The sequence below is a fragment of the Sphingomonas naphthae genome, assembly GCF_028607085.1.
Taxonomy (GTDB): Bacteria; Pseudomonadota; Alphaproteobacteria; order Sphingomonadales; family Sphingomonadaceae; genus Sphingomonas_Q; species Sphingomonas_Q naphthae.
Window position 1 is genome coordinate 321168 of record NZ_CP117411.1, and the last position, 21818, is coordinate 342985.

General features: G+C 68.1%; 24 protein-coding genes and 1 tRNA gene. 11 read left to right on the top strand and 14 right to left on the bottom strand.

Annotated elements, in window-relative coordinates; genetic code table 11:
* Positions 1–18: 18 nt before the first annotated feature.
* Positions 19–258 carry a hypothetical protein gene (locus PQ455_RS01675; protein ID WP_273688638.1) on the top strand — a complete coding sequence of 80 codons (240 nt, stop codon included), beginning with the start codon at positions 19–21 and terminating at the stop codon, positions 256–258.
* Positions 259–271: 13 nt separating this feature from the next.
* Positions 272–1477, top strand: a complete 1206-nt coding sequence (locus tag PQ455_RS01680; RefSeq protein WP_273688640.1) for a site-specific integrase — start codon at positions 272–274, stop codon at positions 1475–1477.
* 92 nt (positions 1478–1569) lie between these two features.
* On the opposite strand, the gene PQ455_RS01685 is transcribed toward PQ455_RS01680, so the two are convergent.
* The 6 genes from PQ455_RS01685 to PQ455_RS01710 all read right to left on the bottom strand — a co-directional run bounded on the left by PQ455_RS01685 (position 1570) and on the right by PQ455_RS01710 (position 7958).
* Positions 1570–1644: transfer RNA gene (locus PQ455_RS01685), tRNA-Asn, on the bottom strand.
* A 211-nt stretch (positions 1645–1855) separates the two neighbouring features.
* Positions 1856–2632 carry an NAD kinase gene (locus PQ455_RS01690; protein WP_273688642.1) on the bottom strand — a complete coding sequence of 259 codons (777 nt, stop codon included), beginning with the start codon at positions 2630–2632 and terminating at the stop codon, positions 1856–1858.
* A gap of 7 nt (positions 2633–2639) precedes the next feature.
* Positions 2640–3638, bottom strand: a complete 999-nt coding sequence (gene moaA, locus PQ455_RS01695; RefSeq protein ID WP_273688644.1) for a GTP 3',8-cyclase MoaA — start codon at positions 3636–3638, stop codon at positions 2640–2642.
* Positions 3639–3722: 84 nt separating this feature from the next.
* The gene (locus PQ455_RS01700; RefSeq protein ID WP_273688646.1) at positions 3723–4154 is read right to left on the bottom strand and encodes a hypothetical protein; all 432 of its coding nucleotides are present in this window, start codon (positions 4152–4154) and stop codon (positions 3723–3725) included.
* Positions 4151–5590, bottom strand: coding sequence for a GMC oxidoreductase (locus PQ455_RS01705; protein ID WP_273688648.1), 1440 nt, complete (start codon positions 5588–5590; stop codon positions 4151–4153). The genes PQ455_RS01700 and PQ455_RS01705 overlap by 4 nt, the downstream gene beginning before the upstream one ends.
* Positions 5591–5861: 271 nt before the next feature.
* On the bottom strand, positions 5862–7958 hold the full coding sequence (locus PQ455_RS01710) for a TonB-dependent receptor plug domain-containing protein (protein ID WP_273688650.1): 2097 nt from the start codon (positions 7956–7958) through the stop codon (positions 5862–5864).
* 89 nt (positions 7959–8047) lie between these two features.
* Here PQ455_RS01710 and PQ455_RS01715 point away from each other — a divergent pair, with 89 nt between their 5' ends.
* Together PQ455_RS01715 and PQ455_RS01720 are read left to right on the top strand one after the other, a co-directional pair.
* On the top strand, positions 8048–8581 hold the full coding sequence (locus tag PQ455_RS01715; protein ID WP_273688652.1) for a homogentisate 1,2-dioxygenase: 534 nt from the start codon (positions 8048–8050) through the stop codon (positions 8579–8581).
* Between the two features lie 29 nt (positions 8582–8610).
* Positions 8611–9630: a cytochrome-c peroxidase gene (locus PQ455_RS01720; protein WP_273688654.1), complete on the top strand. Its 1020-nt coding sequence runs from the start codon at positions 8611–8613 to the stop codon at positions 9628–9630.
* A gap of 17 nt (positions 9631–9647) precedes the next feature.
* On the opposite strand, the gene PQ455_RS01725 is transcribed toward PQ455_RS01720, so the two are convergent.
* The 3 genes from PQ455_RS01725 to PQ455_RS01735 form a co-directional block, all read right to left on the bottom strand.
* Positions 9648–10283: a hypothetical protein gene (locus PQ455_RS01725; protein ID WP_273688656.1), complete on the bottom strand. Its 636-nt coding sequence runs from the start codon at positions 10281–10283 to the stop codon at positions 9648–9650.
* Between the two features lie 119 nt (positions 10284–10402).
* Complete coding sequence (locus PQ455_RS01730) at positions 10403–11116, bottom strand: methyltransferase domain-containing protein (protein ID WP_273688657.1); 714 nt, start codon at positions 11114–11116, stop codon at positions 10403–10405.
* Between the two features lie 178 nt (positions 11117–11294).
* Positions 11295–12218: a glycosyltransferase family 2 protein gene (locus tag PQ455_RS01735; RefSeq protein ID WP_273688659.1), complete on the bottom strand. Its 924-nt coding sequence runs from the start codon at positions 12216–12218 to the stop codon at positions 11295–11297.
* 179 nt (positions 12219–12397) lie between these two features.
* Here PQ455_RS01735 and pstS point away from each other — a divergent pair, with 179 nt between their 5' ends.
* From pstS to PQ455_RS01770, 7 genes are read left to right on the top strand one after another with little or no spacing between them, the layout of a single operon-like run.
* A complete protein-coding gene (pstS, locus tag PQ455_RS01740; RefSeq protein WP_273688661.1) occupies positions 12398–13450 on the top strand; it encodes a phosphate ABC transporter substrate-binding protein PstS in 1053 nt (350 codons plus the stop codon).
* Positions 13447–14385 (top strand): phosphate ABC transporter permease subunit PstC, encoded by a 939-nt coding sequence (gene pstC / locus PQ455_RS01745; RefSeq protein ID WP_273688663.1) that lies wholly within the window; start codon positions 13447–13449, stop codon positions 14383–14385. Before pstS ends, pstC begins: the two co-directional genes overlap by 4 nt.
* Positions 14385–15239, top strand: coding sequence for a phosphate ABC transporter permease PstA (gene pstA, locus PQ455_RS01750; RefSeq protein ID WP_273688665.1), 855 nt, complete (start codon positions 14385–14387; stop codon positions 15237–15239). Before pstC ends, pstA begins: the two co-directional genes overlap by 1 nt.
* Positions 15236–16033, top strand: a complete 798-nt coding sequence (gene pstB / locus PQ455_RS01755) for a phosphate ABC transporter ATP-binding protein PstB (protein ID WP_273688667.1) — start codon at positions 15236–15238, stop codon at positions 16031–16033. The genes pstA and pstB overlap by 4 nt, the downstream gene beginning before the upstream one ends.
* 11 nt (positions 16034–16044) lie before the next feature.
* Complete coding sequence (gene phoU / locus PQ455_RS01760) at positions 16045–16770, top strand: phosphate signaling complex protein PhoU (RefSeq protein WP_273688669.1); 726 nt, start codon at positions 16045–16047, stop codon at positions 16768–16770.
* Entirely contained in the window at positions 16767–17468 is a 702-nt protein-coding gene (phoB, locus tag PQ455_RS01765) for a phosphate regulon transcriptional regulator PhoB (RefSeq protein WP_273688671.1), read from the top strand. Before phoU ends, phoB begins: the two co-directional genes overlap by 4 nt.
* A gap of 52 nt (positions 17469–17520) precedes the next feature.
* The gene (locus PQ455_RS01770; RefSeq protein ID WP_273688672.1) at positions 17521–18021 is read left to right on the top strand and encodes a hypothetical protein; all 501 of its coding nucleotides are present in this window, start codon (positions 17521–17523) and stop codon (positions 18019–18021) included.
* A gap of 9 nt (positions 18022–18030) precedes the next feature.
* Here the strand turns inward: PQ455_RS01770 and PQ455_RS01775 are convergent, their stop codons facing one another.
* From PQ455_RS01775 to PQ455_RS01795, 5 genes are read right to left on the bottom strand one after another with little or no spacing between them, the layout of a single operon-like run.
* Positions 18031–18339 carry an NIPSNAP family protein gene (locus PQ455_RS01775; protein ID WP_273688674.1) on the bottom strand — a complete coding sequence of 103 codons (309 nt, stop codon included), beginning with the start codon at positions 18337–18339 and terminating at the stop codon, positions 18031–18033.
* A gap of 24 nt (positions 18340–18363) precedes the next feature.
* Positions 18364–18879: a YybH family protein gene (locus PQ455_RS01780; RefSeq protein ID WP_273688675.1), complete on the bottom strand. Its 516-nt coding sequence runs from the start codon at positions 18877–18879 to the stop codon at positions 18364–18366.
* Positions 18880–18893: 14 nt separating this feature from the next.
* Positions 18894–20063, bottom strand: coding sequence for an MFS transporter (locus tag PQ455_RS01785; RefSeq protein WP_273688677.1), 1170 nt, complete (start codon positions 20061–20063; stop codon positions 18894–18896).
* Positions 20060–21394, bottom strand: coding sequence for a hypothetical protein (locus tag PQ455_RS01790; protein ID WP_273688678.1), 1335 nt, complete (start codon positions 21392–21394; stop codon positions 20060–20062). Before PQ455_RS01790 ends, PQ455_RS01785 begins: the two co-directional genes overlap by 4 nt.
* Entirely contained in the window at positions 21391–21813 is a 423-nt protein-coding gene (locus PQ455_RS01795; RefSeq protein ID WP_273688679.1) for a nuclear transport factor 2 family protein, read from the bottom strand. The genes PQ455_RS01790 and PQ455_RS01795 overlap by 4 nt, the downstream gene beginning before the upstream one ends.
* Positions 21814–21818 lie beyond the last annotated feature (5 nt).

The following is a 21818-nucleotide window of genomic DNA, read 5'->3' on the forward strand; positions in this document are numbered from 1 at the left end:
CGACGATGGGGGAGTAGGATGGGACTTGCCCTTGCGAGCCTGCCGGACTGGCCGGCGGCCATGAACCGGGATGCGGCGCTGGCCTACACGGGCGTCGCCGAGGCGCAGCTGCGTGCCTGGGAACGGGCCAACAAGGTCGCGTTCCGCGCGCGCGGGCCGAATGGCCAGAAACTCGTCCTGCGATCGGCGCTCGACGCGGCGCTGGCCGACCTCTTCACCGCCGACGTGTCGGAGGATCTGAACTTTGGCGACGACTAGGAGCCGGCCGGCCGTGCTGCGGATGCCTGCCTATGTGCAGGCGCGCAAGCTCGCTGGTGGCGCGATCTCCTATTATTGGGTCCGCCCGAAATGGGCCTCGCCGCCGGCCATGCGGCACGATCGCATGTGTCCCGTGGTGTCCACCGCCCTCGGCGCCGATCCGGCCGCCGCGATCCCGCGCGCCGACGCGCTGAACGCGGCGTTCAAGGAATGGCGCCTCGGTGCCGGCCGAACCGAGTTGGTTCCCGGCTCCGTGCGCTGGCTGTTCGATTGGTATCGCAAGAGCGAGCGGTACACGACGAAAGCCTGGAAGACCCGCAAGGGCTATAAGGTCGCCATGGACGGCGTGGAGGCGATGGCGATGAAAATCGGCATCTTCGGAGACCGCCAAGCAGGAGCGATAGACGCGCCAGCCGCCGACAAGCTCTATGCGCGGGCGCGGGCGAAGCATGGCGAGCGCCAAGGCAGCTATATGATGCAGGTCTGCCGCCTCGTGTGGAACCAGGCGATGCGGCCCGGCTACAGCAAGGCGACGGGCGTAAAGGCCAATCCATTCTCGGGCATGGGGATCAAAAGCACCTCGGGCACGGGAAACCGCGCAGCGACGCGCGCCGAATACGACGCCTACAGGGCCACTGCGCGCGCGATGGGCAAGCAGAGCATGGCCACGGCCGCCGCGATCTGCTTTGAGGGCTGTCAGCGCGTCTATGACGCCTTCGGCTTCGAGGATCCCGACAAGAAGGTGCGCGGGGTGATGTGGCGGGACTATCGGCCCGGCGAGCGCATCAGCCTGATCCAGTCGAAGACCGGCAACCTGGTGAAGATCCCGCTCGTCGATTCGATCGATGGTGAAGCGGTGGTCCTTTACCCCGATCTCGAGGAAGAGCTGGGGCGCATGGTCCGCCGCGAGGACGGCGGGCTGATCGGCGAGGCCTATGACGTCGACTACATGGCGAAGCTGCATCGCCGCATCCGCAAGAAGGCCGGGCTTCCGTCCGATCTGCGCTTCACCGGCTTCCGCCACGGCGGCATCACCGAGATTGGAGACGCGGGCGAGGACGACGTGCGCGCGGTCTCGGGCCATAAGACCCTCGATATCACCGCGATCTACAACAAGGCGAGCGAGGCCAAGGGGCGCCGAATCGCCCTCAAGCGGCGCGAGCATGTGGCACTCATCACCGCTGGCGACACCGTCGAAGGCGACGAGAACGAGCCGTGAATGTCAGAATGGGTGTCATAACGCGTGTCATAATGGCGCGCGGGCACAGCTCCGCCTTCGACAGAAAAATGGCTGTTTTCTGCGGAGTGTGCTGGCTCCCCGGGCCTGATTCGAACAGGCGACCATTCGATTAACAGTCGAACGCTCTACCGCTGAGCTACCGGGGAACACTGGCTTCCCAACGGCAATCCCGTCGGGAGGCGCGCCTATAGCAGCGGGTGTTCGAAACTTGCAAGGGGCGATCTTGCGCTCCCGGCGCTCTCTGAAACTTACCCGTTCGTCCTGAGCGAAGTCGAAGGACGTGCCCAAACGATGCGCTCAGTCTCCCGTGCTTCGACTTCGCTCAGCACGAACGGCTCAGGTCGGGTGTGCGCCCCCTCAGATCACGAACTGCTCCATCGTGATCCGGTCATCCAGCGCATGTTCGGGATCGAACAGCAGCGTCAGCGTGCTGCTCCGGTCGATCGCCACCTCCACCGTCGCCACGTCGCGCACCTCGCGCTGGTCGGCCACGGCCGAGACCGGGCGCTTGACCGGATCGAGCACGCGGAAGCCGATGCGGGTGCGATCGGGCAGGATGGCGCCACGCCAGCGGCGCGGGCGGAAGGCGCTGATCGGGGTGAGCGCGATCAGCGACGAATCGAGCGGCAGGATCGGCCCGTGGGCGGAAAGATTGTAGGCGGTCGATCCCGCCGGCGTCGCCGCCAGCACCCCGTCGCACACCAGTTCGGGCAGCACGACCCGGCCGTTGACGGTCACCTCCAGCCGCGCCGTCTGGCGGGTTTCGCGCAGCAGCGACACCTCGTTGATCGCGGCATAGGTGACGACCTCGCCCGATACGGTCGTGGCCGTCATCCGCAGCGGCGTCACCGTGAAGCTGCGCGCGCGCAGGATGCGGCTTTCGAGCAGGTCGGGCGACCATTCGTTCATCAGGAAGCCGACGGTGCCGAGGTTCATCCCGAACACCGGCAGGGCGCGATGCCGGTCGAGCATGGCGTGCAGGGTCTGGAGCAGGAAGCCATCGCCGCCCAGCGCCACCACCAGCTCGGCCTCGCCGATCGGCACCCAATCGTAGCGCTGGCGCAGGTCCGCCGCCGCCACCTGCGCCTGTTCGGTCGGGGAGGCGGCCAGCGCGAGCCGGCGCTCGCCGCTCATGGCGTCGTCATCCGCCGGTGACGCTCATGTGGCGCCGCACCGTCGGTGCCTCGCCGCGCTGAATCGTGAAATGGTGGCGCAGCGGCTTCAGGGTCAGCGCCTCGTCGATCACGGCGTCCAGCGCCGCCCGCCCGCCGGTGCGCAGCGCGGTGCGCAGATCGACCGTCTCGTCATGGCCCAGGCACATCGCGATCTCGCCCTTGGCCGACACGCGCAGGCGGTTGCAGCCGTCGCAGAAATTGGCCGTCATCGGCGTGATGAAGCCCAGTCGCAGACCCAGTTCCTCGACCTGCACATAGCGTGCCGGCCCGCCGCTGCGATGCGCCAGCGGGATCAGGGTGAAACGCCCGGCCAAGGCCTGGCGAACGCCATCGAGCGGCAGGTAGCGATCGGTGCGATCCTCCTCCACCACGCCCAGCGGCATCGTCTCGATCAGGGTGAGGTCGTGGCCCTCGGCGCCACACCAGCGCGCCATCGCCTCAATCTCGTCCTCGTTGAGCCCCTTCAGCGCGACCATGTTGATCTTGATGCGGATGCCCTGCGCGGTCGCGGCGGCGATCCCCTCGTGCACTTTCGCGATATCGCCCGTCCGGGTGATGTGGCGGAAGCGATCGGCGTCGAGCGTGTCGAGGCTCACGTTGATCCGCCGCACCCCCGCCGCCGCCAGTGCGCCGGCATGGGCCGCCAGATGCGTGGCGTTGGTGGTGAGCGTCAGCTCATCGAGCGCGCCGCTCGCCACATGGCGGCCGATGGTGGCGGCGAGCGTATCGATCCCGCCCCGCACCAGCGGCTCGCCCCCGGTCAGCCGGATCTTGCGAACCCCGCGCGCGATGAAGGCATCGGCGACCTCGCCCAGTTCCTCGATCGACAGCACCTGCGCGCGCGGCAGGAAGGTCATCGTCTCCGCCATGCAATAGCGACACCGCAGATCGCAGCGATCGGTGACGGACAGCCGGAGATAGCTGATCCGGCGGCCGAAGCTGTCGGTGAGGGCGGTGGCGGACATGGGACGGAAGCTAGGCCTGGGCGGGGGGTTAAACAAGGGGAGGCCCTCCACTCCCCACTCGAACGGGTTAGAGGGATGCGGCGCTCACGCCATCCCGAACTTCGCATAGGGGCTCGAACACGGCCCGCGTCCCAGATAGGTCAGGTCCACGTCGCGTCCGGCCTGCTTCAGATAATCGGTGTGGGTCACGAACTCGGCCAGCACCACCCGCTCCAGGTCGGCCATCTCGCGGCGCGGGCCGGCGGGGCCGCGATCGATCAGCGGGCGGGCGCCGGCGGCTTCGGCGAGGGCGTAGAGGCTGGTCTTGGCGGTGCCGGGGAAGCCGTGGCGGCGCTCGATCCCGGCGCGGAAGGCGGCGAAATCCTCGTCCTTCATGCGGAACGGGCCGACCAGCCGGTGGAGCATCGCCCGCAGCAGATCGCTCTCGTCGAACGCCGCCAGCGTGACCGCGCCGGTGCCGGCCACCACCGCACCGCCGACGAGGCCCGCGATCGTCTGGCGCCGGGAGAGCCTCATGCCAGCTCCGCCGCGCGCAGCGCCAGCGCCGCCACCGTCAGGCTCGGGTTGGCGCAGGAGCAGGTCGAGAAGCTGGACGAGCCCACCACGGTCAGGTTGCGCCAGCGGTGATGGATCATCTTCGCGTCGATCACCGATGTCGCCGGATCGTCGCCCATGCGCAGCGTGCCTTGCAGATGCGATTCGGTGGGGCGGTAGGATCGGAATTCGATCTTCTCCACCGGCAGCGGCTTGAGCAGATCGGGCAATTTCTCGATCGCCTTCTTCATGCCCAGCTCCGCATAGGGCGCGATGCCCTTGTAATGGACCTGCGCCACCCCGCCGAGGGCGGCGGTGACGTGATTTTCGGGGTCGAGCAGATCCTCCACCACTACCATCAGCGGCACGGTCTGGCGCCAGCGGCCGGGTTCGGTGCGCAAGCCGTGCGTCCAGCGATTGTCGAAATAGACGAGCGCGCCACCATAGTCCGATCGGAAGGCGCCGTCGTAGAGGCCGAAATTCAGCCCCGTCGTGATCGTGCTGCCGTCGAAATTGTCGACCCCGTCGAGGAACGCCTCGACATGCGCGCCATAGGATTCGTGGAGGCCCTTGCCGGTCATCCCCCCGGCCATGTCCGATCGGTCGAGGATGGCCGGGCTCTGGATCGCATTGGCGCCGAGGATGAAGCGATCGGCCGACACCTTCGCTTCGCGCCCATCTTGCTCGATCACGAGGCGGGCGATACTGTTGCCCGCCCCCTCGAACCGCACCGCCTTGGTCTTGAGCGCGAGGCTGACGCGGGGATCATCGAACAGGCCGATCAGGCCGTTGTTCAGCGTGAATTTCGCATCCGCCGGGCAGAGATAGCAACGGAAGGTGGCGCAACAGGCGTTGCGCGTCGCGGTCGCCACGCGGGCGCGGGCGGTGGGCATCGCGAAATGCTGGTCGGGCTGCGCGGCCTTCATCAGCCTGTCCACGCTCGACAGGCGATGCGGCGGCTGGGGGAAGGCGCCCGATCGCGGCATGATCGCCGCCATGTCCGGGTCGCCCGACACCGACATGATCGTCTCGGCCTGAAGATAATACGGCTCGAGATCGGCGTAATCGATCGGCCAGTCGTTGCCGACGCCGTAGCGGCTCTTCAGCTTGAAGTCGGTCGGGTGGAAGCGCGGCGTCTGCGCGAACCAGCAATTGGTGCCGCCGCCCAGCGCGATCGTATAGGTCCAGGGCTTGTCGGATTCCGAATAATAAGTGTCGGTCGGCGCGAGATAGGAATTCCTGTCGTTCTCGATCTGCCAGTCGTGCGGGTGATGCTCGCCCCATTCGACGACGAGGATGCGCCTGTCCGGCCCGCTGTCGAGCAGTTTGGCGAGGTAGAAGGCCGATCCGAAGCCCGAACCGATGATGATCGTATCGAAATGCTCGCCGCCGAGCGATGCGGGGTCGGCGAGATTCATGTCAGCGGCCCCTCATCGGGGCGCCGGGTCCGTTCAGGGGGAACCGCATAGCCTGCAAATGCAGCTCTTTCGCTGTTTGCCGTGCGTCGAGCTTATCGGAGGCCGGGCTAGCGGGCAACATGCTGCATCTGCGAACGGTCGCCGCTGCGGTGCGACTGATCGCGGATTAAGCCGACCGGTGCTCCGGCGCAGGCCGGAGCCCAGGGTTACAAAGCGCACCGCCCGCCACCCTTGGGTTCCGGCCTTCGCCGAAGCACCACCGAAGGTCAGGTCAATAGCGCGCCCGCACGCTGGCGAAGAAGCTGCGGCCCGGCTCCGGGAAGCCGTCCGCCAGCTGGTAGCTGTCGTCGAACAGGTTCCGCCCGCCGACACCGATCTCGACGCCCTCGATCACCGTCACGTCCACGCGCAGGTTCGCCTGCACGTAGCTGCCGGTGCGGTAATAGCGGGTGCCCGCCGTGTTCACCGTCCAGCGATCCGATGCGATGTCGAGGTTGGGGACGATGTGAACCCGCGACACCGGCGCCCAGTCCGCCCAGACGAACGCCTTGTGGGTCGGAACCCCGGTGGGCTGGAAGGCGGCGTTGGTCGGGTCGTTCAGGTCGCGGTGCGTCCAGGTGTAATTGCCGCCCAGCTTCAGGTTCGGCCCCAGATCGGCGGTCAGCGAGAGTTCGCCGCCGTAATACTCCCCCTTGCCCAGATTGCGGCTCTGCGTGACGGCATTGTTGGTGCACACGTTCGCCGCCGTGCAGGTGACGTAGATGAAGGGGAAGGCGACGATCACGTTCGTCAGATGCGAGTAGAAGGCCGCGCCCTCCGCCGTGACCGGGCCGAAGCGGCGGCTGCCGCCCAGTTCGTAATTCACCGCCCGCTCGGACTTCAGGTCCGGGCTGGAGATCGCCCCGCCGAAGCGCGACGAGAAACGCTCGAAGATCGTCGGGAAGCGCGCGCGCGACGACAGGCTGGCGTGCAGGCTGGTGTCGGCATCGGGCGCCCACACCAATTTGCCCTGGCCGTTGAGCGCCTTGCTGTTGCGGATCGGATAGCTGAACACGCGCGCCGCGCCGCCGCCCGGCGGGGTGCCGAACTCCTCCGCCCGCTTCAGATCGCGCCAGTCGACGCTGACCCCGGTGGTGAGCGTCAGAGCGGGCGACAGCGCCAGCCGGTTCTCGGCGGCGACGCTCCAGGTGTCTTCCAGATTGGTCTGCTCGGGCTCGGTCGTGCCGGCCGGGAAGCTCTGCTGGAACTCGACGTGGCGGTCGCGGCGGAAATGGCCCGCGATGGTCAGCGTGTCGGTCGGCAGCAGATTGACCGCCAGCTCCGCCGAACCGCCCCACGCGCGATCCTGATAATAAGAGTTGAACGCGCGGCCGAGCGTCTGGCTATTCTGGTTGCGATTGTCGAACGAGCTGAGAAGATTGTGGAACTGGTTGCGATAGGCGCGGGTCTTGAGCGTCGCCGTGTCGCCCAGCGCCGTCGTCGACAGGAAATAGAGGCTGTCGAGGTTCCAATAGGGCCAGGTCCAGAAGCGTTGCGACGCCAGCGTATCGGTCACATGCAGCGGCGCGTTCTTGGCGCCTTCCTGCTTGGTATAGCTGATCGCATATTCGTCGGTGGCGTTGGGGGTGAAGCCGACCTTGCCGTTCACCCGCCAGTCGCGCGAGCGGCTGAAATCGCGCTCGCCGCCATCCTCGGCCGATCCGGCGATCGGGCTATAGCCGCCCGGCAGATCCCAATGTCTGGTGTAGCTGCGCGTGTAGCTGCCTTGCGCGTACCAAGTGTCATGGCGCGTACCCAGCAGGCCGAAGACATTGTAACCCGCATAATCCACGTCGCGATCCACCGAGAGCGTGCCGCGTACCTCCGCCTCGATCGCCTTGGTGGGCTTGCGCGTCACCAGATTGACCGCGCCGCCCATCGCTCCTGGCCCGTCCAGCACCGAGACATAGCCCTTGGCCACCTGCAATTCGGCGATGTCGGGGGTGAGGAAGCGGCCGTAATCGAGCCGGTTGTCGGCCGGCAGATAGACGCGGATGCCGTCGATCGAGACCGGCACCTGAAAGCGATCGAAGCCGCGCACATAGATCAGCCGCTCGTTGCGGGATCCCCCGGTGTTGGAGGCCGATACGCCCGGCATCAGCTGCGCCGCTTCGTCGAGCGTGGAGCGGTTGAAGGTGTAGATCGCCTCCGACGAGAGCGTCGCCCCGCCGATCGCCGGCCCGGTCGCGGGCTTGGGCGCGGTGACGATGATCTGGCCGAGGCCGAACGCCTTGTCGTCGGCGGGCGGGGCCGTATCGGCCGTCTGGGCGTGCGCGGTGGTCGCGGCGATCAGCGCGGATGAGGCGAGGATGAGCGAACGGAGGTGCATGAAGGCTCCCTGATGGATTAGATCGCGTTATGGCCTCGCGATTCGTTATATCTGGCCATATACAGATGCTGCATTGCAGGAGAAGCCGGTTGCGAATTTTCACGTGTCTGATGCTCGCCGGCCTCGCGGCGGCCCCCATCGCCGCGACGGCACAGGGCATGGCCGATCACCCGGCTCCCCAGTGCGCCGCCACCCCCGCGCCGCTGCCGCCCGAACTGTCCGGCTGGGCGACCCGATCGGCGATCACCGCCGCCACGACCCCGGCCGGCCTCAAGGCCGCCACCCTCACGCTCGGCAAGGGCGCCGACGCGACGCTCGGCCAGACCAGCGGCGTGACCTATGTGGTGCGGCCCGAAAAGCCGGGCGGCTCGGTCAGCTACGGCGGCCTGTTCGCCTTCACCGTGGCGAAGGCCGGCACCTACCGCGTGGCGCTGGGTTCGGGTGCGTGGATCGACGTCCTCAAGGGCAAGACCGCGTCGGTCTCCACCGCCCACGGCCATGGCCCGGATTGCACCGGCGTCCGCAAGATGGTCGATTTCGCGCTGACGCCGGGGAAGTACGTGCTGCAAGTCGCGGCGAACGGCTCCGCCACCCTCCCGCTGATGGTGACGGCGGTTAAGTGAAATTCCTCCCCGGCACGGGGAGGGGGACCATGCGCAGCATTGTGGAGGGGGCTCACCCCGAAGCGCGGCGCCAGAAGGATAGCCCCCTCCCCCACCGGCTGCGCCGGCGGTCCCCCTCCCCATATCGGGGAGGAGTATTCGCGCTCGCCCTCCTCGCCACAATAGCCACCGCCGCGCGCTTCACCCCAACCGCTACCGACACCTCCGCGAAGATCGCCCTCGGCCGCCAGCTCTTCTACGACGCCGATCTCTCGATCGACGGCACCATGTCCTGCGCCACCTGCCACGAGCAGCATCGCGCCTTCGCGGACGGCAACCGCACCCGGCCCGGCGTCCATGGCGATGCCGGCCGACGCAATGTGCCACCGCTCGCCAATGTTGCTTTCCTGCCCAGCCTCACCTGGGGCGATCCGCGCGTCACCAGTCTGGAGGCGCAGGCGCTGATCCCGATGTTCGGCGAGGCGCCGGTCGAAATGGGCATGAAGGGCGCCGAGGCCAAACTGGCCGCCCGCCTCGGCCGCGATCCCTGTTACGTGAAGATGTTCGCGGCGGCCTTCCCCGATCGCGGCGGCCGGATCGAGACCGAGACCGTCACCCGCGCGCTCGCCGCCTTCCAGCGCACGATGGTCTCCCGCGCCAGCCCCTACGATCGCGGCGCGATGCCCGAACCCGCGAAGCGCGGCGCGACCCGCTTCGCCCGCGATTGCGCCGCCTGCCACGCCGGACCCGACTTCACCGACGGCCGCTTCCACGCCCCCATCGGCGCCACGCCCGGCGACCGCGGCCTCGGCGAAATCACCGGACGGCCGGCCGACGACGGCCATTTCCGCACCCCGACGCTTCGCAACATCGCCGTGACCGCCCCCTACCTCCACGACGGCAGCGCCCCGACGATCCCGGTCGCCATCGCCCGCCACCGCAACCTGCCGCCGATCGACGCGGCCGCGATGGCCGAGCTGACCGCCTTCCTCGATCAGCTGACCGATCGGCGCTTCTTCACCTATCGCCGCCTCGCCTTGCCGAAGAAACGCTGCGACCGCCGCCTCTAAGGCAGCGTCATTGGCGGTCAGACCTTGCGCAGGCCGTGCATCCCGTCCGTCTGCGTTTCCTGCATGTTGGTCATCATCTCGCGCATGTCGCGGATGGCATCCGTCATCTGCTGGATTTGCTGGATCTGTTCGTCCTGCGTCCGTCCGCCCGATTGGGACAGCTTCGCCAGCGCGTCGGCTTCCGCCTTCTTGGCATCGGTATCGGCCGCCGGTATCATATTGCCGGTGCCTGCCCCGATCTGGCCCGAAATCGATCCCACTCGGCCGGCTGCATCTAGCGATACGTCGCGCGTTCCCTTGGTGGAGGTCTTGGTGGCGTCGTCGGCGATGCCGCCTGCTTTAGCCGCGCCGATGGCGCCCATGCCTGTGCTCATCGCACCACCCGCGATGGATGTGAAACCGGCGGTGACCGAGGCGGCGAGGCGCTGATCGGCCAGATCGCGAATGCGTTGGGCCTCCTCGCGCAGCGTCGACACCTGCGCTTCCGAGGCGGCGGCGCGACCCGCGCGCGCCGTGTCGCGCATCTCCTGCGCCAATTTCTCGAACGAGGCCATCGCCGCGAAAATATCCGCGTCGGCGCCCGGATTCGTCGTGCCGGCACGGGGCATTCCATCCAGCCCACCATAAGGAAGCGCGCCGCCGCCGACCACCATATCGAGTTCGTCGTCGGTCAGCTTGCGCGAGTCGTCCGGCATGGTCGGTCCCCCTGGCTAGGCCGACCTATGCCACAGCCCCGGGTGGCGGAGAAGCGATACCCGGCCTGCGTGAAGACTCACTTCTGCGCGGTGTAGCGGATCAGGCCCGGCGGCAGCGCCAGCCGGCCGTAGCTGTTGCCCGCCTCCACCGTGAAGCCGGCGTCCTGCAGGATCTCCGCCACCGCCTCGCGCGGCCACAGGCTGAGGCGATCTTCCTGTTCGTGGCGATGCCAGCCGTCGCCGCTTGCCGTGAACAATGTGGTGGTGCGAGTCATCGTCTCGTCGCCGGGTTCGTGGCTGACCGTGCCGGCGGCCCAGCCCGGCCCTTCGGCGAAGCCGCGCGCTCCGCTCTGGGCGCGGCCGGGGGCGGCGGCGTCGAACAGCAGGATGCCGCCGCGTTCCAGCGCGGCATGCGCGCGGCGCACGAAGCGATCGAGCGCGGCCTCGTCGCGCGGTTCGCACTGGCGGTTGACCACTTCGCCCACCGCCACGATCGCGCGGGCAGGGGGCAGATCGACGTTGAAGATCGAGGCGCGCAGGAAGCGCCCCGCCGGCACCCGCTGGCGGGCGAGATTGACCATGTCCGACGACAGATCGCCACCGCGCACGTCATAGCCCGCCGCCGCGATCCGCTCGGCCAGCAGCCCCGCGCCGCACGCCACATCCACCACCACGCCCTTGCTGAGCGACGGCCCAAGCAACCCCAGCAACGCCTCCGCCGCGCCCTCGGCGAAACCGCCGAAGACATTCGCCTGTACCTGTACGGGGTCGTCGTTGTTCGGCGGGGTCATGCGAGAGATACGATAGGGGCGATGGGGAAGAAGGCGAAATGATTCGGAAAGTTCCTCCCCAGCACGGGGAGGGGGACCATCCGAAGGATGGGGGAGGGGGCCCTCCCCGCACGCTGCGCTTCGGGATACCCCCCTCCGTCAGCTCTGCGAGCTGCCACCTCCCCGTGCCGGGGAGGAGCTACCCCGCCAGCACCCCCGGCACCGCCAGATAGGCCAGCCGCCGCACCTCACGCCGCCCGCGCACCACCGTGTCCAGCACGATGCCGCACACCAGCGACAGCGCCGCCACGATCACCAGCGCGGTCGAGAGCAGGGCGGTGGGCAGGCGCGGCACCAGCCCGGTCTCGACATAGGTCACCGCCAGCGGGGCGGCGAGGATGAGGGCGGCCAGCGCCATCGCCGCCGCGATCAGCCCGAAGAACAGCACCGGCCGCTCGATGCGGAACAGCATCACGATCGTCCGCAGGATGCGCCAGCCGTCGCCATAGGTGGAGAGTTTGGAGACCGATCCCTCGCCGCGCGCGCCATAGCGGGTGACGACCTCGCCCACCGGCATCCGCAATTCCAGCGCGTGGACGCTGATCTCGGTCTCGATCTCGAAGCCGGTCGAGAGGACGGGGAAACTCTTCACGAAGCGGCGCGAAAAGACGCGATAGCCCGACAGGATATCGTTGAAGCTGCGCCCGAACAGCCGCGCCAGCAGGCCGGTCAGCACCCGATTGCCCAGCCGATGCCCGCGCCGATACGCCGCCTCCACCTCCGACGCGCGCGCGCCGACCACCATGTCGAGACCCTGCTCCGCCAGCATCGCCACCAGCGCGGGCGCGGCCGAGGCGTCATAGGTCGCGTCGCCGTCGGCCATCACATAGATGTCGGCCTCCACGTCGGCGAACATGCGGCGGACGACATGGCCCTTGCCCTGCATCCGCTCGGTGCGGACGATCGCGCCGGCTTCGGCGGCGGCGGCGGCGGTGCGGTCGCGCGAATTGTTGTCGTACACATAGATCGCCGCATCGGGCAGCGCCGCGCGGAACCCGGCGACGACCGCGCCGATCGCGGCCTCCTCGTTATAGCAGGGCAGGATGACGGCGATGCGGCGCAATTCAGGTCCTGTGGGGTGTGCCTTCGGTGGATGGGCGAATACCGGGGCAGGGGGGCTTTGGCCAGCGACGGCAATAGAGCGGGGCGAACATTCCTGGCGTCACATTTCCTTCCCCGAGTCTCCGAACTGTCACAAAACGTCCATAAATGCTTCGCCGGACGCTCCTACGCCGGCCACCGATGATCCTCCGCTGCCTCTCGATTCTCCTGCTCGCGCTCGGCGCGCTGGCGCCGTCCGCGCCGGGCTTCGCCGCGCCGGTGACACTGTCGGGGGCGGGCGCCACCTTCCCCGCGCCGATCTATGCCGGCTGGGCGGAAGTGTATCGGCTGCGCACCGGAAACCGGATCAACTATCAACCGATCGGATCGGGCGGCGGGATCAAGCAGATCAAGGCGCGGACGATCGATTTCGGCGCGTCGGACAAGCCGATGAAGCCCGCCGACCTCGCCGCCGCCGGCCTCTACCAATTTCCCACCGTCGTCGGCGGGGTGGTGCCGATCGTCCATGTGCCCGGCATCCCGACCAACCGACTGAAGCTCTCCGGCGCGGTGCTGGGCGATATCTTCCTCGGGCGGATCAAGCGGTGGAACGCCAAGCCCATCGCCGCGCTCAACCCCGGCCTGCCGCTCCCCAATCTGCCGATCACCGTCGTCCACCGTTCGGATGGCTCGGGCACCACCTTCCTCTTCACCAGCTTCCTCGCCGCGCGCAGCCCGGAATGGGCCAAGGTCGTCGGCGCGAGCGACGCGGTGCAATGGCCGGCGGGCATCGGCGGCAAGGGCAATGACGGCGTCTCGGCCTTCGTGAAGCAGACGTTCGGGGCGATCGGTTATGTCGAATATGCCTTCGCCAAGCAGACCGGCGCGCCTGTCGCGCTGGTGCAGAACCGCGACGGCGCCTTCCCACCGCCGGTTGCCGCCTCCTTCGCCGCCGCCGCCGCGAGCGCGCCCTGGGCGGGGGCGCCCGGCAATTATGTCCTGCTCGTCGATCAGCCCGGCCGCGCCGCCTGGCCGATCACGGGGGCGACCTTCGTGCTGATCCCGCGCAACCCCGCCGATCCGGCGCGGGCGAAGGGCGTGCTGCGCTTCTTCGACTGGGCCTATCATATCGGCGATCGCGCCGCGCTGTCGCTCGATTACGTCCCCCTGCCTCCGCGTGTCCGCATCATGATCCGCCGCCAGTGGAACACGGCCGTCACCGCCGGCGGCCAGCCGGTCTATCCCACGCGATGAGCCGCCGCCTCGATTTCTCCGCCCGCGGCGCCGCCGGCGAGGCGCTGTTCCGCTGGACCTGTGCCTCGGCCGCGACCCTGCTGCTGGCGGCGCTCGGCGGCCTCGTCGTCAGCCTCGCCATCGGCGGATGGCCGGCCTTCCGCAAGTTCGGCCTGGGCTTCCTCACCTCGACCGAATGGAACCCCGTCACCGAAGTCTATGGCGCGGCCGGGCCGATCGTCGGCACACTCATCACCGCCTTCGCCGCGCTGCTGATCGCGCTGCCGCTGGCGATCGGCATCTCGGTGTTCCTCGTCGAATTCTGCCCGCGCCGCGTCGCCCGGCCGATCGCGGTGGCGATCGAGTTGCTCGCCGGCATCCCCTCGATCGTCTACGGCATGTGGGGCCTGTTCGTGCTGGCGCCCTGGTTCGCCGAACATATCCAGCTGCCGATCATCATGTCGGCCGAGGAAGGCTCGTTCGTCGATCGCTGGTTCGCCGGCGTGCCCAACGGCGCCAATATCGTCACCGCCAGCCTGATCCTGGCGATCATGATCCTGCCCTATATGGCCGCCGTGTTCCGCGAACTGCTGTTGACCGTGCCGCCGCAGGTGCGCGAGGCCGGCTACGGCCTCGGCTGCACCCCGTTCGAGGTGATCCGCCACATCACCATCCCCTATGTCGGGCAGGGGATGATCGGCGTCATCATGCTCGGCCTCGGCCGCGCGCTGGGCGAAACGATGGCGGTCACCTTCATCATCGGCAATTCGCACCGCTTTCCGGGATCGGTGTTCGATAGCGGATCGACCATCGCCTCCACCATCGCTAACGAATTCGCCGAGGCGACGAGCGACATGCACAGCGCCTCGCTGGTGGCGCTCGGCTTCGTGCTGTTCGTCATCACCTTCACCGTATTGGCCACGGCGCGCGGCCTGCTCGCGCGGGCGGCCCGCTGATGCGCGGCTCCAGCCCCGCCCGCGCCCGTAACCGGCGGATCGTCAACGCGATCTTCGTCGGCGGCTGCGGCGTCGCGACCGCCATCGCGCTCGGCGCGCTGGTGCTGATCCTGTGGTCGCTGGTGGTGCAGGGCATCGGCGGGATCGACGGGCGCATCTTCACCCTCGCCCAGCCCGCGCCGGGCTCCACCGGCGGCCTCTCCAACGCCATCGTCGGCTCGCTGCTGATGTGCGGCCTCGGGATGCTGATCGCGCTGATCGTCGGCGTGCTGGCGGGGACGTGGCTGGCCGAATATGGCGGGCGCACCCGCTACGGCCACATCGTCCGCTTCATGAACGACGTGCTGCTGTCCGCCCCCTCGATCCTCGTCGGCCTGTTCGTCTACGAATTGCTGGTCGAGCCGCTGGGCGGCTTCTCGGGCTATGCCGGCGCGGTGGCATTGGCCTTCCTCGCCACCCCCGTCGTGACCCGCACGACCGAAGATATCCTCAACCTCCAGCCCAACACCCTGCGCGAGGCGGGCATGGCGCTGGGGGCGACGCGCGCCTTCGTCACCCGCCGCATCGTCTGGCGCGCGGCGGCGACGGGCCTCGTCACCGCCGGGCTGCTCGGCTTCGCGCGCATCTCGGGCGAGACCGCGCCGTTGCTGTTCACCTCACTCGGCAACCAGTTCTTCTCGGCCGACATGGCGGCGCCCATGGCCAGCCTGCCGACCACCATCTTCCAGTTCGCTCTGTCCGCCTATGACGACTGGCGCCGCCTCGCCTGGGTGGGGGCGCTGCTGATCGCCGTCGCCGTCCTCGCCATCAACATCGTCGGGCGCCTCCTCGCCCGGGAGACGCATCGCCCATGAACGCCCCCGTGCCCCCCGATCAGGTGATGATCGCCCCCCCGGCGGAAAAGCTGGTGCTGGAGGCGCGGGGCCTCGATTTCTTCTACGGCAAGGCGCAGGCGCTGTACGGCATCGACCTGCCCGTCGCGCGCAACCAGATCACCGCGCTGATCGGCCCCTCGGGCTGCGGCAAGTCCACGCTGCTGCGCGCGCTCAACCGCATCCACGACATCTATCCCAACCAGAAGGCCGCCGGCACGATCCGCCTGAACGGCGAGGACGCGACCGCGATGGACGCCGCGTCGCTGCGCGCCCGCATCGGCATGGTGTTCCAGAAGCCGACGCCCTTCCCGATGTCGATCTACGAGAATGTCGCCTTCGGGGTGCGCCTCTACCGCCGCATCGCCCGATCCGAGATGGACGAGATCGTCGAACGCTCGCTGCGCCGCGCGGCCTTGTGGGACGAGGTGAAGGACCAGCTCGGCGCCTCGGGGCTGGGTCTCTCCGGCGGCCAGCAGCAGCGGCTGTGCGTGGCGCGCGGCATCGCCGTCGAGCCCGAGGTTCTGCTCCTCGACGAACCCGCCTCTGCGCTCGATCCGATCTCCACCGCCAAGCTGGAGGAGACGCTGATGGAGCTGAAGCGCGATATCTCGATCGTGATCGTCACCCACAATCTCCAGCAGGCGGCGCGCATCTCGGATTCCACCGGCTTCATGTATCTCGGGCGGATGGTGGAATTTTCCCCCACCCCCGATCTCTTCTCGACCCCGCGCCTGCAACGCACGCGCGATTACGTCACCGGCCGGTTCGGCTGAGGAGCGCGGCGATGAACAACGGCACCATGCACACCATCCGCGCCTTCGACGAGGATCTCGACCAGCTGCGCGTGCAGGTGCTGGAGATGGGCGGCCTCGCCGAAGCGGCCATCACCGCCTCGGTCGACGCGATGATCCACCGCGACCTCGAAGGCGCGCTGCGGGTGGTGGAAAACGACCGCCGCATCGACGCGATGGAGCTGGAGGTCGAACGCCTCGCCGTCCGCCTGATCGCGCTGCGCGCCCCGATGGCGGACGACCTGCGCAGCGTGATCGCCGCGCTCAAGATCGCCGGCGTGATCGAGCGGATGGGCGATTATGCCAAGAACATCGCCAAGCGCGTGCCGGTGCTAGACGCCGCCGGGCCGCTGGAGCCGATCTCGGTGCTGCCGGCGATGGGCCGCGCCGTCTCGCATCTCGTGAAGGACGCGCTCGACGCCTACGCCAACGGCGATACCGAGAGCGCGGTGCTGGTGTGCCAGCGCGACCGCGAGATCGACGATTTCTACAACAGCCTGTTCCGCACCTTGCTCACCTATATGATGGAACAGCCGCACAATATCACGCCCTCGGCGCATCTGCTGTTCGTCGCCAAGAACCTCGAACGCATCGGCGACCACGCCACCAACGTCGCCGAGATGGTCTATTATGCCGCCACCGGCGAACAGATGACCGAACGCACGCGCGGCAACGATACCACTGCCAACCTTGGCGCGAACATGGAGAAGCAGGCATGAGCCGGGGACGTGTCCTGGTCGTCGAGGACGACGCCGCGCTGGCGGAACTGCTCGACTGGCATCTGAGCCGCGAGCATTTCGACGTGGAGCGCGCCATCAACGGCGAGGAAGCCCTGCTCCTCGCCCGCGAATCGACGCCCGATCTGGTGCTGCTCGACTGGATGATCGAGGGGCTTTCCGGCATCGAAGTGTGCCGCCGCCTGCGCCGGATGCCCGATACCGCCAAGGTGCCGATCATCATGCTCACCGCCCGGACCGACGAGGCGGATCGCATCCGGGGGCTGGAGACCGGGGCGGACGATTATGTCTCCAAGCCCTTCAGCCCCAAGGAGCTGATCGCGCGCGTCAACGCGCTGCTGCGCCGCGTGCGCCCGGCGCTGGCCGGCGAGCAACTGGTGTTCGAGGACATCGCCATGGATACGGTGGGCCACAAGGTCCACCGCGCCGGCAAGCCGGTAGCGCTCGGGCCGACCGAATTTCGACTGCTGCGCCATTTCCTGGAGCATCCCGGCCGCGTGTTCAGCCGCGAGCGGCTGCTCGACAGCGTGTGGGGCCGCGACAGCGAGATCGAGATCCGCACCGTCGATGTGCACATCCGCCGCCTCCGCAAGGCGATCAACGGCGAGGATCTGCCCGACGTGATCCGCACCGTCCGCTCGGCCGGTTATGCGCTGGACAAGGCCGGCGATATCGCCTGAGTCTTGTAGCGATCCCCGGCCTGCCCTAACCCGGTGCGGCAGGGAGATCGACGTGCCGAAAGTGAAACGCGAGCGACGGACGCCGGAGGAGGCGTACAAGTTCCTCGACGCCAAGATGCGCGGCGGCACCGCCCGCCCCGGCACGCGCGGCAAGAAGATCAGCCGCAAGACGTGGATCCTGATCGGTGTGGGCGTCGCGGCGCTGATCCTGCTCGGCATCGTCGGGCTGGTCGTCGATACGATCCTGTCCAGCACCGACAAGAGCGCGCCCGTCGTCGCGGGCCGCAAGCCGGGCGCGATCGACCCCACCACCTGCCTCGACGACAAGGGGCAATTGCCCTCGATGGTCGGCGAAGTCAGCCGTGCGCTCGGCATCGCGGCGCAGATCGTCCCCACCTCCACGGTGTTCGGCAAGAACCAGAACGGCCGGTTCGAGGTGACGATGACCTATCATCCCGACATCGACCTCGGCACCAACCGCGATGACAAGGCGCTGGCGACGATGGACCCGCGCTATTGCACCGTCCAGCTCATCACCGCGACCGCCCGGTAAGCGGCGCCGTCAGGGGCTGTAGGACGTCTTGGTCACCATGGTGACCATTTCCGCGACGATCACCTCCGACCCGACTTCGCGGAACGACATGAAATCGGGATCGGCGCGCCATTTGGCGGTCGCCTCGAAATAGGCGTTGGCGTCCGGGATCTGCCACAGATCGACGACCGTGCAGATCGGCCCGACCGCCGTCACATAGGCACCGAGCAGTTTCCAGCCGTGGCTTTCCAGCACCGGCACCTGCTTGGCCATGGCGGCGGCGAAGCGATCATAGGCGCCGATGCGGATCTTCAGCGTCGCGTGGACGAACAGCTCCATCGCCTCTCTCCTGATCCCCTAGCTTCACGCCGCCGAAATGCCCCATTTGGCGGCGGCGAAATTGCCCGATGGCGCGTCCGGGCCGGGCATGCCGGGCGGGCCGCCATAATCCTCATGATCGAAATAGGTGCCGGTCAGGTCGGGCGGCCCGGAATAATGCAGCTGGAACAGCCGCCACGCGAAGCGCAGCCGCCCCTCCTCCTCGGCGAACCGCTCGTAATAGCGGCCGATCGAGATGTTGGTCTTGCCGTCGGCCCAGGCGACCCGCTCGTTCACATAGGTGCGCGCGGTGACGATCCCGTCGCTGATGTCCACGATCGGCGTGTTGAGCGTGATGAGCACCTTGCGCATCCGCCCCATGATCCGCTCGAACAAAGCGACGATCTCGTCCCGCCCGCTGGGTTCGAGGCCGCCGATCCGCCAGACGGCATCGCGCGTGAAGCATTGGCCGAACGCCGGAAAATCCATCCGCCACACCGCATCGGTGTAACGCGCGTGCAGATCGGCGATCGCCAGCCGGGTGGCGGTCAGGTCGGTCATCTTCCTCTCCTCGATCATGCGATGGCCGGCGGGGCCAGCCGCGCGCGGCCGGCGAGCATCACCAGCGCCATCGCGAAGGCGAAGCCGGCGAGCGCGACGAACGCGCCCTGCGCCCCATAGCGCGCCGCCACCGGCTCCAGCGGAATCTGCGCCAGCAGCGCCGCGCCGAAATAGCCCGCCCGCGCCAGACCGATGCGGCGCGCGCGACGCTCGGGCAAATCGGCGGCGGCGACCGCGAACAGATTGGGGCTCAGCAGGCCGACGCCCACGCCCAGCAGGGTCGTGCCGATCAGGGTCGTCGTCACGCTATGGCCGGCGATCACCAGCAGCAGCGCCAGCCCGACGATCAGGAAGCCGCCGACGAAAATCTTCGCCGGCCCGGCGAAGCGCCGCACCCAGCCATAAGCGAAGGAGAGCGTGCCCGCCCCGAGGGTCAGCGCCATGATCGCCAGCGCCGGATAGCGCGGATTGCTCTCGCCGATCTCGGTGAAGTGGAAGGGCAGATAGGCGGGCAAGGTGGTCGCCACGCCGCCGCATACGAGCCCGAGCCCCAGCATCGCCCAAGGGAAGCCGCCGCCCTCCACCCTGGCCGTCACCGTGCGGGCGACCGGCGGCGCGGGCACGAGCGTGAGGATCAGCAACAGGATCGGCAGCGCGGCCAGATGGAGCGTGAACACCAGCCGCCAGTCCATCGCCCCCAGCATCACCGCCACCGGCATCACGCCGAGCGTGGCGAGATTGCCGAACATCGAGGAGAAGCCCAGCCAGCGCGGCCGCTCCGCGTCGGGCACGCCGTTGGCCAGCGTCGCGATGGCGGTAACGCCGCAGGTCGCCAGCGCGAGGCCGACGACGATGCGGCTCGCCAGCAGCAGCCACAGATCGTCGATCACCATGCCGGCGATGCCCGCCAGCGCGAAGGTCGCCAGCGCGACCAACAACAACCGCCGCTCGCCGAACCGCTCCGCCAGCAGGCCGCCGATCGGCGCGCCGATCGCCATCGCCCCGCCCAGCGCTGTGATCATCGCGCGCACGATCGTGCCCGCCCCCGGCGTATCGGCGAAATGGGCGCTGATCTTGGGCAGCACCGGCACCAGGCTGCTGAAACCGATGACGATCAGCCCGCCGACCAGCACGAGGCTGATCCGCCCGCCGAGGCCTACATGGCCCGGTGCGATGTCCGTCATGCGGCCGCCATCCTCTTCACGAAGCGATCGAGCGTCGCGCCGAAATCGCGCCGCTGCCACAGGTTGAACCCCGCCCGCGAGATGTGGAGCTGGTTGCGCGGCATCTCGTAGTCGCGAAAGATCGGGTCGAACGGGCTCGGCACGTCCGCCGCGTCCGGCATTCGCCCCAGGATGCGCGCCGGGCTGTCGATGAAATAGGACAGGCCCATCATCGCGACATAGAGTTCGAGGTGGAAGACCAGCTCGTCCCGGTCGAGCGCCGGCCCGCCATGCTCGCGCAGTTCGGTGACGAACAGATCGATCAGCTCGTCGAAATGGCCGTCCCACACGTCGAGCCCCGCGCCGCTGAGGCAGCCCCACAAGGAGAATGCGAGGTTGATCTGGCCGGCATGCCCCCAATCCATCAGCCCGCATTGCAGATCGCCGGCCGCATCGCGCCAGAACCAGCAATTGTCGATATTGCCGTTCCAGTGGCACAGAGCGATCAGCGAGGGATCGCTCTGGGTGAAGCGCCGGATCTCCGCCTGATGCTCCAGATAGCCCAGCGCCTCGCCCTCGAGCTTTTCGAAGAAGGCCGGCGTCAGGTTGGGCGGAAACAGCTGCGGCGCGCGTGCCACGAAGGCGGCGAAGGCGCGAACCTTGCCGATCAGTTGCTCCGCGTCATAGCCGATCCGCACGCTCGACGAGGCGGCGACCGGATCGAACGGGAACAGCGCGTCGATATCGCAGGGCAATTGCCCCGATCGGTGCGCGGCGGCGACGCGGGCGAGCGCGGTGTAGATCGCGCGATAATGGTCGATCGGCCGATCGATCTCGTTATCCAGGCATTTCGGATGATGCGGCTCGATTCCGTTCGCGCCGAAGCCGATCGTCTCGGTAATGAGCAGGCCGGTATGCGTCTCGGCCTGATAATCGGCGAAATAGGCGATCGGCACATGGATCGGGAAGCCCGCCAGCCGCGACACTTCGGCGAGCCGCACCTCGCCCGCCATCTCATATTTGCCGCGATCGTCCCGCACCGGATCGGCGAAATCGCGCGAGAATTTCACGAACAGATCGGTGTGGAACGCCGGATCGGGCCGGGCATATTCCACCGACAGGAACAGTTTCTCGCCCGTGCTTCCGCCGGGGCATGTCTCGATCCGGGTGATGCGCGCGACGGCATTGTCCGGCCCGATCGCCCCGAAGGCGCGAAACGCTTCGGTCAGGAAATCCGCGCCCGCAGCCCGCAGCGCCGCGCCATGCGCCGGGATCGCCAGCCCGGTCGTGTCGCCGCGCACGAAATCGATCGGCGGCCCTTCGCGCCGCGCCGCCGCCGCGCCGCCGCTCATGCCTTGCCCTGGAAGATTTCGGCGGCGTGGTAGGAATCGACATATTCCTTGATGCCGCTGATCCGCCCGCCGCGGAACGTGAAGAGATAATGGTAGAAATTGTTGTAATGCCTGCCCGCCGCCGTCAGCCCGTCGACCTCGACCTCGACGGCCACACGATCCGCCTCGGCGGTGACCGCGCCGATCGTCTGTTTCAGGCCGGCGGGGAAGATGCTCGGCGTGGCCATATAGGCTACGATCTGCGTCTTCGTCTGCACGCCCGCGTAGGGGAACAGGTGCGGCTTGCCGGCGACCCAATAGGTCGAATCCTCGGTCATCAGCCGATCGACGACGGCCGGGTCGTGGATCGCGCTGGCCGCCAGAAATTCCAGCGCGATCCGCTTGTTGGCTTCGATGATGGTGTCGGTGGTCACGGTCACCCGTC

What these genes read in the sequence shown, in the direction of transcription:
- PQ455_RS01780 (WP_273688675.1), bottom strand. Translation starts at nt 18,879, where the DNA reads ATGACCGACCTGACCGCCACCCGGCTGGCGATCGCCGATCTGCACGCG.
- pstS (WP_273688661.1), top strand. Translation starts at nt 12,398, where the DNA reads ATGATCCTCCGCTGCCTCTCGATTCTCCTGCTCGCGCTCGGCGCGCTG.
- PQ455_RS01730 (WP_273688657.1), bottom strand. Translation starts at nt 11,116, where the DNA reads ATGACCCCGCCGAACAACGACGACCCCGTACAGGTACAGGCGAATGTC.
- phoU (WP_273688669.1), top strand. Translation starts at nt 16,045, where the DNA reads ATGAACAACGGCACCATGCACACCATCCGCGCCTTCGACGAGGATCTC.
- pstA (WP_273688665.1), top strand. Translation starts at nt 14,385, where the DNA reads ATGCGCGGCTCCAGCCCCGCCCGCGCCCGTAACCGGCGGATCGTCAAC.
- PQ455_RS01700 (WP_273688646.1), bottom strand. Translation starts at nt 4,154, where the DNA reads ATGAGGCTCTCCCGGCGCCAGACGATCGCGGGCCTCGTCGGCGGTGCG.
- PQ455_RS01705 (WP_273688648.1), bottom strand. Translation starts at nt 5,590, where the DNA reads ATGAATCTCGCCGACCCCGCATCGCTCGGCGGCGAGCATTTCGATACG.
- PQ455_RS01675 (WP_273688638.1), top strand. Translation starts at nt 19, where the DNA reads ATGGGACTTGCCCTTGCGAGCCTGCCGGACTGGCCGGCGGCCATGAAC.
- pstB (WP_273688667.1), top strand. Translation starts at nt 15,236, where the DNA reads ATGAACGCCCCCGTGCCCCCCGATCAGGTGATGATCGCCCCCCCGGCG.
- moaA (WP_273688644.1), bottom strand. Translation starts at nt 3,638, where the DNA reads ATGTCCGCCACCGCCCTCACCGACAGCTTCGGCCGCCGGATCAGCTAT.
- PQ455_RS01785 (WP_273688677.1), bottom strand. Translation starts at nt 20,063, where the DNA reads ATGACGGACATCGCACCGGGCCATGTAGGCCTCGGCGGGCGGATCAGC.
- PQ455_RS01710 (WP_273688650.1), bottom strand. Translation starts at nt 7,958, where the DNA reads ATGCACCTCCGTTCGCTCATCCTCGCCTCATCCGCGCTGATCGCCGCG.
- pstC (WP_273688663.1), top strand. Translation starts at nt 13,447, where the DNA reads ATGAGCCGCCGCCTCGATTTCTCCGCCCGCGGCGCCGCCGGCGAGGCG.
- PQ455_RS01790 (WP_273688678.1), bottom strand. Translation starts at nt 21,394, where the DNA reads ATGAGCGGCGGCGCGGCGGCGGCGCGGCGCGAAGGGCCGCCGATCGAT.
- PQ455_RS01775 (WP_273688674.1), bottom strand. Translation starts at nt 18,339, where the DNA reads ATGGAGCTGTTCGTCCACGCGACGCTGAAGATCCGCATCGGCGCCTAT.
- PQ455_RS01720 (WP_273688654.1), top strand. Translation starts at nt 8,611, where the DNA reads ATGCGCAGCATTGTGGAGGGGGCTCACCCCGAAGCGCGGCGCCAGAAG.
- PQ455_RS01725 (WP_273688656.1), bottom strand. Translation starts at nt 10,283, where the DNA reads ATGGTGGTCGGCGGCGGCGCGCTTCCTTATGGTGGGCTGGATGGAATG.
- PQ455_RS01690 (WP_273688642.1), bottom strand. Translation starts at nt 2,632, where the DNA reads ATGAGCGGCGAGCGCCGGCTCGCGCTGGCCGCCTCCCCGACCGAACAG.
- phoB (WP_273688671.1), top strand. Translation starts at nt 16,767, where the DNA reads ATGAGCCGGGGACGTGTCCTGGTCGTCGAGGACGACGCCGCGCTGGCG.